Here is a 12,590-nt window from a genome sequence, read left to right as displayed (position 1 = left end):
GGGAGTGGTGCACCCGGGAGTCTCCCGCTGAGGTGGGTTTCATGAGCACTGTCACCGAACTGGACCCGTCCGGCTTCACCTTCACGCGGCGCGCGTGGATCGATGCCGCTCCCGCCGACGTCTACCGCCTCGTCAGCGACGTGTCCGCGATCAGCCGCTGGAGTCCCAACGCGAGCGACGTCGCGTTCGACGAGGGTTCCGGGCCCGAGGCCGGCGCGTGGTTCAGCGGCCGCAACCGCAGGGACGGCAAGGAGTGGACCACCCGGTCGCAGGTGGTGAGAGCCGAGCCGGGAGCCGCGTTCGCCTACGTGGTCGGCGGGGCGGCGGACGGCATCGTCGAGTGGAGCTGGACGTTCGAGGCCCGTGACGGCGGGACCGTGGCGGAGCAGTCGTGGCGCTTGCTGCGCATGGATCCCGTGCTCGGCGGAAGCCGTGCGGACGTGGAGGCGTTGCGCGACTACATGGCGGCGAGCGCCGAGACCACGCTCACCGCGCTCGCCGACTGGGTCACGAGGAACCCTTCGGCTCGTCAGGAACCACGACGAGGCTGACGACCCTGCGCCGGCGCCCGCCGTCCCGCGCCCCGCCCGTCCTGGACATGACCGCGTGCTGGATCTCCGCGACCATCGCGGCGTGCTCCTCGTCGGTCAGCCACACCGCGGCCTGCTGGTAGACCACGCCGTCCACGTGCGGGTCCGCGCCGGCCTGCGCGACGTAGCGGTCGAAGTCGCCCAGGAGCGAGGCGGCGAACGTCGAGTACGACCGCTGGTGGTCTTCCCTGGTCATCGTGGCGCGCGCGTCCTGGTCGACCGTGGCCGCCTCCTTGCGCACCCGGTAGCTGCGCTCGACCGTGCCGCGCACGCGCCGTTCGTCCGCGACCTCCAGGACACCGCTCTCCGCGAGGACCGCGACGTGCCGGTACATGGTCGCCGGCGCGATGTCGGGCAGGCGTTCCCTCAGCTGGGCCGTGGTCAGCGGGTCGGTCTCGAACAACGCCTGCAGGATGCGCATCCGCACGGGATGCAGGAGGAGGTCCGCGGTCGCCATGACCGCATCGTCTCACGTGCGGTAATGTTATCAGAGTCGATAATATTCGTGGCGCCGAGAGACATGCGGAGCTGGGACTTTGCGGAACTTGGACCTGACGATCATCGCCCGTGACGGTGCATCACTCGCGGGCACGTTGTCCGCGCCGGACGGACCCGGGCCCCATCCGGCCGTCCTGCTGCTGCACGGGTCCGGCCGGCTGGACCGCGACGGCAACGCCGGAAGGCTGAGGCAGAACCTCGGCCCGGTGCTGGCCGAATCGCTCGCCCGGCGGGGGATCGCGTCCGTGCGGTACGACCGGCGCGGGGTCGGGGCGTCCTCCGGCGACTGGCTGACGACCGGGTTCGCCGACAACCGGGAGGACGCTGTCGCGGCACTCGAGGCGCTCGCGGCACGGCCCGACATCAGCCGTGTCGGCGTCATCGGGCACAGCGAGGGCGCGTTGCACGCCATGGCACTCGGCTCCCACCCCGGTGTCGCGGCCGTCGTGCTGCTGGCGGGTTTCGCCCGTTCCGGCGAGGACGCCGTGCTCTGGCAGGCCGAGGCCGTCGCGCGCGGACTTCCCGCGCCGTTGCGACCGCTGGCCAGGCTGGCCGTCCGGCGGGTGGTCCGGCTCAAGGCGCCCGGACCGGACGTCGTCCGCGTCGCGGGGAAGCGCGTGAACGCCCGGTGGACGCGCGAGATGCTGGGCCACGACACCCGGTCCGACCTCGCGCGCGTCCGCGTTCCGGTGCTGGCCGTGACCGGAGAGAAGGACATCCAGGTCGATCCCGACGACCTGCAGCGGATCCACGCACTCGTCCAGGGCGCGGCGGAGGTGCGGAGGGTTCCCGAGCTGACGCACCTGCTCCGCCGCGACCCCGGCCGCGCGTCGATGTTGTTCTACCCCAGGCAGTTGCGGCGGCCGGTGGACGACGAGCTGATCAGGACCACGACTTCCTGGCTCGCCCGCGCTCTCACCCCGGGAGGAACCGAATGACGACGCATGACGGGGTGAGGTCGGTTCGGCCCCACCCCGTCTTGGTCAGAATCCTGGGAAGACCTTGCGCAGGTCGTCGAGCGTGAGGTCGCCGTCGACGGCGACGGTCGAGTCGTAGGGTGCCTTGAGGCGGCCGCTGGTCAGCCTGATGAACGCTTCGGCGGGGCCGTTGAACGTCGCGGACGGCGACTCGATGGGGTGGTCCACGACGGTCACGGCGTCGTTGATCACCAGGCCGGCGCCGGGCAGCGCCACGGAGGCCGGTCCTGTCACCTCGGCCGGCTTGGCCAGGAAGCCCAGGAGGAAGCCGAGCGGGCCGGACAGGAGTTCCAGCAGGACCGTCGCGGACTCGGTGGCGATGCCGGCTTTCTGGTCGTAGGCGACCCTGACGTCCCACGAGTGGTTGGCGACCTCGTTGAGCCGCATGCCCAGGGCGGTCAGCATGGGGACCGGCTGCGGGAGGAAGCCCAGGTCCACCAGCAGGGTGGAGCGCTGTTCCGGGGTCAGGGCCTCTGCGGTTTCGATCCAGCGGGTGTTGTGCTCCAGGAAGCCCTCGGCCTGCGTTCGGGGCGTTGAGGCGTCCCAGCGGGCCCAGATCGTCTGGTTCTCCTCCGCGGGGATCGTTTCGCCCGCTGCTCGGGCGATCGGGGCTCGGCCGATCTCCGCGCCGCTGCCCAGGTGGGACAGGGCCTGGGCGACGGTCCACTCCGAGGCGCCGCTGGCGGCGGCCAACTGCTCGTCCGTGAGGTCCCGGACGAGCGCGGCCAGCGTGTCGTGCTCGGCGCGGAGTGCCGCGATCGTGCGGTCCACCAGTTGGGTCATGCCTGGCTCAACTCGGGGTGGGGCGTGCCTATTCCGTTGATCTTGAAGTTGGGGTGGCCAGTTTTTGTCCTGCTATTCCGCCTAACGCTTTGGTTCGGACGAGCGATGAGAGGTCCGAACGGGCGAGAGGAGGTGCGGTGACTGCGATCTCTACTGGCGTCACCACGCATCCCGGTGTGGTGCGGGAGGTCAACGAGGACAACGCCATCGCCGGGCGGCGGGTGTTCGCGGTGGCCGACGGGGTGGGCGGGCACTCGGCCGGCGAGCTGGCCAGTGCGTTGGTGGTGGCTCGGCTCCGGGAGCTCGACCAGGGGGACGGGGTCGCGCCGGACGACGTCCGGGTGGCGCTCGCGGACGCTCGGCGGGCGTTGGTGGAGTCCGAGCACGGCGGGATGACCACGGCGGCGGGGATCGCGCTGGTCAGCGTGTCGGAGCGACCGCACTGGGTGGTGTTCAACATCGGTGACTCGCGGGTCTACCGGTTGGACGAGGCTCGGCTCGCGCAGCTCACCGTCGACCACTCCGAGGCGCAGGAGCTCGTTGACGCCGGTCTGTTGACCGAGGACGAGGCGAGGAACTACCCGCGCCGCAACGTGGTCACGCGGGTGCTCGGGAACGACGGGGACGTCGTGCCGGACATGTGGTTGTTCCCGCCTCGTGCGGGGGAGCGGTTCCTGATCTGCACGGACGGGTTGACCAACGAGGTGCCGGACGACGGGCTTGAAGAAGTGCTGCGGCTGCACGGTGGTGCGCGGGAGGCGGCGGCCGCGCTGGTGGAGCTCGCGGTGGCCAATGGGGCGCGGGACAACGTGACCGCCGTGGTGGTCGACTACCGGGTCGTGGTGGAGGCCGGGGGCGACACGACGCCGCGGGGGCCGCGATGAGCGAAGTCCGTTATGTGCCGGGGAACTGGGTCGCTGTCGTCGGGGAGCACACGTGGCTCCTGCTGGCCGTGTCGCCTGAGGCTGACCTGGTGGGACGTTGCTGGGAGCTGGTGCGGTCGGACCAGCCCCTGGACGAGGTGCTCGCCACGATCATGCACGAGGGTTTTCGTGCGGTGAGCGGGTTTGTGCTCGTGCGGCTCGCCGCGGACGAGCGACGTGCGGTCGTGCGTGGTGCGGCCCGGGTGGAGGTCGTCGGCGAGTCGGGGGCCGCGGAGGAGATCACGGCGGCGGGTGTCGGGACGTGGGTCGACCGCAATCTCGGTGCTGTGGCGGGACTTCGGCTGAGCGCGGGACCGGACGGACCGGTGCTGCCGTTGCTGGGCGGGGTGGTGCTCGCGGGGGCGTTGGTGGTCGGTGCGGTCGCGCCACCCGTGGCCGAGGTCGTGGAGCACGTCGTTGTGCGGCAGGAGGAACCGGCCGAGCTCACCGTCGTCGCCGCGCCGGTGGAGCCGCCGCCCCAGATCACCCGGCAAACGGGCGTGATCCAGTCGTTCGACTGGGCTCCGCAGGCCGCTCAGGCCGAACCTGTGCGGCACGTCGAGATGGTGACCGAGACCCAGTTGCGCACCAGCGATCTCTCGCCCGACCACACGCGGATGATGCACGGTGGCAGGAGTGCCGGGGTGCGCATGGCGCGGGCGAAGAAGTGCCTCGACGGCCACCTCAGCTCGGAGCACGCCACGTACTGCCGGGTGTGCGAGGGACCGTTGCCCGACCAGATCGCCGCCATGATGCCGGTTCCGGTGCTCGGGGTGCTGCGACTGTCCAACGGGGACACGATCCCGCTCGACCGCAACGTCGTGATGGGCCGCGATCCGCACGGGGACCGGGCGAGCGTGTACCTCGTGCAGGTCGGCGAGGAGATGGGGACGGAGATCTCCCGCACGCACGTGGAGGTGCGGCTGGAGAACTGGGACGTCCTCGTGTGCGACCTCGGTTCGATGAACGGCACCAGCGTCTCGCGGTCCGGCGGGCCGCCGGAGAAGCTCGCCGCGCACATCCCCGGCCTGCTCTACCCCGGCACCCGCGTGCTGCTCGGCGACCAGTTCTCCTTCACGTTCGAGGTGAGCGGATGAGCACGGCGCCGCCGCTGATCCCGAACTACGAGTACCGCGCCGACATCGGCGGCGGTGGTTTCGCCGTGGTGTACCGCTACTTCCAGCCCGGCCTCAAGCGTGACGTGGCGGTGAAGACGCCGAGGTCCTCCGGTCTGTCGCGGGAGGTGCGCGAGCAGTTCATCGCCGAGGGCGAGTCGATGGCGGAGCTCGGCAGCCACGAGAACGTCGTCTCCGTGCACGACACCGGGACCACGGCCGACGGGCGGCCGTACCTGATCATGGAGTACTGCCCCGGCGGCGACCTCGCGGGAGGCACGCCGCTGCCGGTCGAGAAGGTGCTCGACATCGGCGTGCAGATCGCGAGCGCGGTGCAGACCGCGCACGAGCTCAAGATCCAGCACCGCGACATCAAGCCCGCGAACGTCCTCGTCAACAAGCACGGCAAGCCCTGTCTCACGGACTTCGGCATCGCCGGCCGGTTCACCGAGGAACGCGGGGACGGGCAGCTGGCGCTCTCGCCGCCGTGGTCGGCGCCGGAACTGTTGCGCGGCACCGCGGGACACGGCGTGCCGACCGAGGTGTTCTCGCTGGGCGCCACGCTGTGGCACCTGATCGCGGGGCATTCGCCTTTCATGCCACCGGGAGCGGACAACTCCCCGGAGGCGGTCGAACAGCGGATCGTGTCCGGCTGGCGGCCCACAGCGCTCTCGGCGCCGGACGACCTGCGGCGGCTGCTGCTCACCACCATGGCGGCGGAGCCCGCCGACCGGACGCCCACGGTGCAGGCGCTGATCAGCGAGCTGCGCAGGATCCAGAAGGCGCAACGGTTCGGCGAGACCCAGTACGTGCGCAGACCGGCACCGGAGAGCGCCGCGTTCGTGATGCCACCGCAGAAGGTCGCTCCGCCGACGCTGCGCAAGCCCGTCCCGCCGTCGACGCACACGGCGCCGCGTCCACTGCGGACCGCGTCGGAAACGGTGGCGCGCAAGGAGTTCCCGGCGACGGTCTACCGGGAACCGCTACCGGTCGCCGAGCCGCCGCGGCCGGAACCGCCGGTCCGCGCGCGCTGGCCGCACTACGCGATCGGCGCGGTGGTGGCGGTGGCGATCGCCGGCGTGGGCGTGTTCCTGGTGCAGGGACAGGAGTCTCCTGCCGGGGGAGCGGTGGTGACGACGGCGGCGGACGACGATCCCGACCAGTCCGCCGGCGCGGGTGACGCTCCGCCGGGCAGGCCGGCGATCACCGCGACGAGACTGGACGACAGGACGGTCCGGTTCGCCTGGACCTACAGCGCCCAGCAGGCGACGGACACGTTCTCGTGGCGCACTTCCGACGGCGCCGGCACGGGCGTCGCGGAGAAGCCCGAGGTGGAGGTCGAGGGCGGGAAACCCTTGTGCCTGCAGGTCAAGGTCGTGCGCAAGGACGGCGGCAACGCGTCCGCGGAGTGGTCCCAGGAGACCTGCGCCTGATCTTCCGAGGCATTCGAGTGAATGCTGCAACGAATTCTTGGATCGGCCCGATAGGCGGTTGACGGAACCGCAGGTGTGCACGCGCGACCTCAGCGAGGGGAAAAGTGGGACTCATTCGAAAGCACCGGACCACGATCGCCTCCGGAATGGTGCTCGTCCTCGCTGCCGCCTCGCTCGTCGCGTACGCCTTCACGTCCACCGGAAACCCCGTCCGCCAGGTCGACCTGAACGACGGCGGGGTGTGGGTCACCAGTGACCGCGACGGGTTGTTCGGGCGGTTGAACAAACCGGTCGGCTCGCTCGACGCCGCGTTCAACCCGCCGGGCGGAGCCCAGCGCACCTACCAGCTCGACGTCGTGCAGGACGCCGCCGCGGTGGTCGCGCGGGACCGGGCGGGCGGCAAGCTCTACCCCGTCGACGTCGCCCGTTCGGTCACGCTCGGTGATCACGGCGCGGTGTTGCCCAGCGGTGGTCAGGTCGCGCTCGCGGGCGGCACGCTCGCGGTGCTCGACCCCGGCGCGGGCAAGGTGTGGGCGACCAGGGTCGACGTCGAGGCCGGCGTGAGCGCGCTGGACCAGGTGAGCCAGGAGTCCGCGCCGCTCGCCACGCTCGACTCGGCCGACACCGCCGCGCTCGCCGTGGGCCTCGACGGCACGGTGCACGCCGTCTCCGCCAACGGCCGCACGGTCACGATCACACCGGCGGACACCGGGTTCGCCGAACCCGCCTACGGCAAGCTCGCGACCAGCCCGAAAGCGCCCAGGATCGCCGCGGTCGGCAGCACCGCCGTCGTGCTCGACGCCGAGTCCGGCACGCTCCACCTCCCCGACGGCCGCACGGCGCAGGCCGGTCGCGAGTCGGTGCTCCAGCAGTCAGGGCCGGACGCGGCCGTGGTCGTCGTGGCGTCCAGGAGCGGCCTGAAGACGTTCGACCTCGACGGCGACGGCACCGCGACCCTGCACGAGGGCGTGGACGGCGCCCCGGCTGAACCGGTGCGGCTCGGCGACTGCGTGCACGCCGCCTGGGCGGGCGCGTCCGGCGGCTACTTCCGCTCGTGCGGCGGCCAGAAGGCGGCACCCGGCAACCTCAAGGACGCGAAGGCCCTGGTCCAGCCGGTGTTCCGGATGAACCGCAGGGCGATCGTGCTGAACGACCTGGCCACCGGCGCGGTCTGGGACCTCGGCACGCAGAACAAGGTCGACGACTGGCAGTCCGTGCGGCCCCCGCCCGAGCAGAACCCCAGCGACAAGGACAAGAACGAGAACACCACCGAGTCCGCGAAGGACAAGCCGCCGAAAGCCACCGACGACACGCTCGGCGCCCGGCCGGGACGCACGACGGTCCTGCACGTTCTCGACAACGACTCCGACCCCGCCGGGAACATCCTGTCCGTCACGGCGGTGAGCGACCTCGACCGCAAGGACGTCACGCTCGCCATCGCCCCGGACGGCCAGACCGTCGAGGTGACGCTGCCGGAGCAGGCCCAGGACGCGCACTTCAAGTACACGGTCGACGACGGCAAGGGCCTCAACGCCACGGCCGCGGTCACCGTCCAGGTGCGCACCGGCACGCAGAACGAAGCACCGGCCATGCGCAAGGGCGCGGTCCCGCACGACTGGTCGGTCGCGTCCGGCGGCAGGCTGACGCTGCCGGTGCTCGCCGACTGGCGCGACTTCGACGGGGACCCGGTCGTGCTCGTCGAGGCGGAGGCCAAGGCCGGTGCCGCGACCACCACCAACACCGGGTTCGTCGAGTACGCCGCGCCCGTCGAGGCAGGTCAGCAGCCCATCGGCTACAAGGTCACCGACGGCGTCGCGGACGCGGTCGCCGGCACCGAGACCGTGCGCGTCCTCGATCCGGCCGCTCCCACCGCGCTGCCGCCGATCGCCCGCCCGGACGTGGCGCGCGGCCAGGTCGGCGCGCCCGTGCTGATCCGCCCGCTGGAGAACGACCTCCCCGGCGCCGACCCCGTCGACCCCGCGGCCGAGCTCCGGCTCGCCGCCGACGTCGCGCCGCTGGCCGGCGCGGCGATCACCACCGACACCAGGACCGGCCTGGTCACGCTCACGGCCACCAAGCCCGGCACCTTCCCGCTCGAGTACACCGCCGCGTTCGGCAACGCGCCGTTCGCGAAGGGCGCCATCCGCGTCGACGTCACCGCCGCCCCCGACTCGCCGCTGCCGCCGGTCGCGATGCCGGACAACGCCGTGGTGCGCGGCCAGGAACCGGTCGTCACCGACGTGCTCGCCAACGACTTCAGCCCTGCCGGGTCGGTGCTCGGCGTGCAGCACGCGGAGAGCACCTCCGGTCAGCTGGAGGTCGCCGTCGTCAAGGGCAGGTGGCTGCGGATCAGCGCGACCGCGCCCGTCCTCGACCGCAACCCGCAGGTCGTGCGCTACACCGTGACGGATGGCGTGACCGGTCCCGTCACCGGCGAGGTCACCGTGACCCAGCTGCCGCCGCCCGCCGACGACACCCCGGTGCCCAAGGACGACCGCGCGTCGGCCCGCGCCGGTGACTCGACCACGATCCCGGTGCTGGACAACGACATCTCACCGGCGGGCGCGCCGCTCACCCTGCAGTCCAACGTGCAGGGCGCGCCCGGCACCGGCCGGCTCACCGTGACCGCGCGCGACGGCAGGCAGGACCCCGGCACCGCGTACGTCTCCGGCGCCGTCGTCCGCTACGTCGCCCCCGGCAGCACCGACACGCCGTTCGTCGCCGAGATCTCCTACGTGGCGCAGAACCCGGACGGCGACCAGGCCGTCGGCCGCGCGCAGGTCACGGTGAACCCGGCGCCGAGCCCCGCCACCCCGAACCAGCCGCCTGCCCCGGAACCCGTCGAGGTGCGGGCCGTCGCGGGCGACCGGGTCACGATCACCGTGCCGTCGAGCGGCGCCGACCCGGACGGCGACTCGGTCGCGGTCACCGGCATCGCCTCCGCGCCGAAGCTCGGCCGGGTCGTCGGCATCGCCAGCACGTCCCTCACCTACGAGGCGTTCCCCACCTCCAACGGCACGGACACGTTCGGGTTCGTCGTCACCGACTCCTTCGGCCGCGAGGGCGAGTCGCTGATCCGGGTGGCCGTGGTGCCGCCGGGGGATCCGCAGCCGCCGGTCGCCGTGGACGACGTCGTGACCGGCGCACCCGGTGCGCGGCTCGCGGTGAACGTGCTCGCGAACGACGTCCAGGCGCCGGGCGACACCGTCGTCGTGGAGCCGTTGAAGGACCGCAACCCTGGGCTGCCCGGCGACGTGCGGGAGAACTCCGGTCAGATCGAGGTGACCGCACCGGACCTGACCGGAAAGCCGCTGGTCATCACCTACGCCATCACGAACGGGCTGGGCCAGCCGTCGCTCGCGACGCTGACCGTGCGCAGCCGTGACGGCTACCAGGTGCCGCCCGTCGCGGGCGAGCTGTTCCCGGTGGTGAAGAAGGAGGACAGCACCGTCGAGGTCGACCTCGGCCCGGTGCTGGGCGACCCGGACGGGGCGAAGGAACGGCTGGAGGTCGCCAAGGTCTTCCACGACCAGGCCAAGGTGTCCGGGTTCAAGGTCACCCTGCCGGTCGGCGACCACCCGCGCACCATCGCCTACGAGGTGAAGGACGAGTCCGGGGCGACCGCCGCGGGCCTGGTCCACGTGCCGTCGAAGGGATCCGGCGCGCCGAGGGCGATACCGGACAAGCTGATCACCGTGCCCGCCGACGGCTCGATCGCCGTGCAGGTCAAGGACTACGTCGAGGTGCCGTCCGGCAAGCAGCCGAAGCTGACCACCGTCGACGAGCTGACCGCCGCGCCCGCCACCGGGCTGGAGGTCCGCAACGAGGGCGACACCGGGCTAGTGCTGACCGCGCGCGGCGGCTACACCGGGCCCGCCGCGGTGACGTTCCAGGTCACCGACGGCAGCTCGCTGACCGATCCCGAGGGCAAGTTCGCCCTGATCACGGTGCCCGTGCAGGTCGGCCCGGACACGCCGGTGCTGCGCTGTCCGGCGTCCGCGCTGCGGGTCGTCGAGGGCGGTCTGCCGGTCAAGATCGACGTCACCTCCGTGTGCCACGTGTGGGTCGCGGACCGCGCGAAGCTCGGCGACGTCCGCTACACGGCGGCCTGGGCCGCGCAACCGGACGGCGTCACGCTCGAAGGCTCCGGCGAACGCACTCTCACCGTTACCGCGGCGGGCGGCGCGAAGCCCGGTTCGACCGGCACGATCGAGGTCGGCGCGGGCGACGGGCCCAAGGGCAAGATCGCGGTCGAGGTCACCGCCGCGCCACCGCCCACGGTCTCGCCGGTGACGCTCGACGGCGTGAAGGCCGGCGACACCGCCACCGTCGACCTCGTCTCGTACGTGCGTTCGCAGCTGCGCGACCCGAAGATCAGCGTCGTCTCGGTCAACCAGGCCGGTGGCGCCGGGGCGAGCGCGACCAACGACGGGTCCACCGTGCGCATCACCCCGAACGGCGACGCGCACGGGGCCATCGACTTCAACGTCGTCGTGACCGACGTGGCCGACACCGCGCGCGAGGACCGCAAGGTCACCGGCCGGATCAGGCTGAACGTGCTCGGTGTGCCCGACGCCCCCGGCGTTCCCGCGCCGGGCAGGACGGTGCTGAGCAAGGTCGTCGAGCTGTCCTGGAGCGCGCCGTCCGGCAACGGCGCCCCGATCGACTCGTACGAGGTGGAGTACAGCGGCGGCAAGCAGGTCTGCCCCGGTTCGCCGTGCACGATCACCGGGCTGTCGAACGGCACGGACTACACGTTCACCGTGCGCGCGCACAACCTCGTCGGCTGGGGCAAACCCAGTGGCGGGTCCACGCCCGCACAGCCGAACACGGTGCCAGGAGCAGTTTCCGGCCTGAGCACGTCCACGCCGCGTGACGGTTCGTTGCAGCTGAGCTGGACAGCGGCGCCGAACGAGGGCACGCCCGTGCTGCGCCATGAGATCTCATGGTCTGGTGGGGGTCGCACGACCGCACCCGGTGGCGCCACGAACGTGACCGCGACCGGCCTCGACAACAACGCCAGGACCGTCTTCACGGTGATCGCGGTCAACTCGCAGGGCCCCGGCCCGGCGGTCACCGTCGAAGGGCAGTCCGCGGGTGCTCCCGACGCTCCCGGCGCGCCGACGTTCACCGCCGCCAACGCGGCGAACGGGCAGACCCGTGCCGTGACGGTGTCGTGGGGCGCGGTCGGGGCGAACGGTCCCGGCCCGACCAGCTACACGCTCACCCGCACCGGCGGCGGCACCAAGACCGTGTGCTCGAAGGTCACCGCCACGACCTGCCTCGACGACGGCCTGCAGAACGACGGCACGATCTACAGCTACACGGTCGTCGCCGCGAACGCCGCCGCCGAGGCCGAGCCCGCCGGCCACACCTCGCCCGCCAGCGCGCCCGCGCAGATGGAGGCGACGGCGACGCCGGACCCGATCACCGGGTTCACCGCGACGCCCACCGGATCGGACGGGCAGGCGACGCTCCGCTTCGACGCACCCGCGTCGCACGGCAAGTCCAACACCGTCAGCTGCACGTGGTCCGGTGGCTCGTGCGGCACGTGGACCTACCCGACGGGCGGGCAGGCCGGTGCGACGCAGACGGTCAACGGCCTGCCGAACGGGCAACCGGTGACGATCAGCCTCCAGGCGTGCAACGGCAGTGGTGGTGGTGCGTACGCAGGCAACCCGTGCAACAGCGCGGTGTCCGCGGGCGTGACGACGTACGGGCCGATGCGCGACCTCGCGCTGAACACGTCCGCCAACAACACGGTCGTCAACTTCTCCGTGTCGGTCAATCCGAACGGCAAGCCGGCGACGGTGCAGGTGACAACGAGCCACGGCTTCAACCAGACGTTCACGACGGGCGTCGGCGGGTGGAGCTGGTCGGGCAGCCAGGAAGTCGGCCACTCACAGAACGTGACGGTCAGCGTGACGGTGTCCGACGCGGGCCGGCCGTCGCTGAACCAGTCCCGGCAGCAGGCGACACCGCCGCCACCGCCAACGGTGACCGTCTTCAAGGGCGGTCCGTGCCCAGCGGGAGGCTGCGTGGGCACGGTGGGGTCGTGCAAGTCGAGCGACTGCGCCTACATCGGAGTTCAGACGGCGAATTTCCCCGGCAGGGTGTCGTGCAGTTTCAGCAGCAGCGCGGGCGGCGGCTTCTTCACCGAGAGCTTCGGGCCGAATGAGCGCAGGCAGACGAACAATTTCTTCGGGTTCAAGGGAAGTACGGTCACCGCCACATGTGGTGGTGTTTCGGGATCAATGGTCTGGTGACGTGC

Annotated in this window: 8 protein-coding genes; 6 read left to right on the top strand and 2 right to left on the bottom strand. The window is 71.8% G+C overall.

Annotation, left to right across the window (positions count from 1 at the left end):
• The first annotated feature begins 41 nt into the window (after positions 1-41).
• Positions 42-551, top strand: coding sequence for an SRPBCC family protein (locus ACQEU1_RS14550; RefSeq protein WP_433200805.1), 510 nt, complete (start codon positions 42-44; stop codon positions 549-551).
• Here the strand turns inward: ACQEU1_RS14550 and ACQEU1_RS14545 are convergent.
• Positions 508-1,047 carry a helix-turn-helix domain-containing protein gene (locus ACQEU1_RS14545; RefSeq protein ID WP_433200802.1) on the bottom strand — a complete coding sequence of 180 codons (540 nt, stop codon included), beginning with the start codon at positions 1,045-1,047 and terminating at the stop codon, positions 508-510. The two genes, ACQEU1_RS14550 and ACQEU1_RS14545, sit on opposite strands and share 44 nt — an antisense overlap.
• Before the next feature lie 79 nt (positions 1,048-1,126).
• On the opposite strand from ACQEU1_RS14545, the gene ACQEU1_RS14540 reads away from it, so the two are divergent.
• A complete protein-coding gene (locus tag ACQEU1_RS14540; RefSeq protein ID WP_433200799.1) occupies positions 1,127-2,026 on the top strand; it encodes an alpha/beta hydrolase in 900 nt (299 codons plus the stop codon).
• Between the two features lie 45 nt (positions 2,027-2,071).
• Here the strand turns inward: ACQEU1_RS14540 and ACQEU1_RS14535 are convergent, their stop codons facing one another.
• Positions 2,072-2,848 carry a maleylpyruvate isomerase family mycothiol-dependent enzyme gene (locus ACQEU1_RS14535; RefSeq protein ID WP_433200796.1) on the bottom strand — a complete coding sequence of 259 codons (777 nt, stop codon included), beginning with the start codon at positions 2,846-2,848 and terminating at the stop codon, positions 2,072-2,074.
• A gap of 137 nt (positions 2,849-2,985) precedes the next feature.
• Here ACQEU1_RS14535 and ACQEU1_RS14530 point away from each other — a divergent pair, with 137 nt between their 5' ends.
• The 4 genes from ACQEU1_RS14530 to ACQEU1_RS14515 all read left to right on the top strand — a co-directional run bounded on the left by ACQEU1_RS14530 (position 2,986) and on the right by ACQEU1_RS14515 (position 12,585).
• On the top strand, positions 2,986-3,732 hold the full coding sequence (locus tag ACQEU1_RS14530; protein WP_433200793.1) for a PP2C family protein-serine/threonine phosphatase: 747 nt from the start codon (positions 2,986-2,988) through the stop codon (positions 3,730-3,732).
• Positions 3,729-4,868: an FHA domain-containing protein gene (locus ACQEU1_RS14525; RefSeq protein ID WP_433200790.1), complete on the top strand. Its 1,140-nt coding sequence runs from the start codon at positions 3,729-3,731 to the stop codon at positions 4,866-4,868. Before ACQEU1_RS14530 ends, ACQEU1_RS14525 begins: the two co-directional genes overlap by 4 nt.
• A complete protein-coding gene (locus ACQEU1_RS14520) occupies positions 4,865-6,319 on the top strand; it encodes a serine/threonine-protein kinase (protein ID WP_433200787.1) in 1,455 nt (484 codons plus the stop codon). The genes ACQEU1_RS14525 and ACQEU1_RS14520 overlap by 4 nt, the downstream gene beginning before the upstream one ends.
• A 104-nt stretch (positions 6,320-6,423) precedes the next feature.
• The gene (locus ACQEU1_RS14515) at positions 6,424-12,585 is read left to right on the top strand and encodes an Ig-like domain-containing protein (RefSeq protein WP_433200784.1); all 6,162 of its coding nucleotides are present in this window, start codon (positions 6,424-6,426) and stop codon (positions 12,583-12,585) included.
• Positions 12,586-12,590: the final 5 nt, after the last annotated feature.

Source organism: Lentzea sp. CA-135723 (genome assembly GCF_050936595.1).
Taxonomy (GTDB): Bacteria; Actinomycetota; Actinomycetes; order Mycobacteriales; family Pseudonocardiaceae; genus Lentzea.
This window is presented reverse-complemented; position numbering and strand designations above follow the sequence as displayed.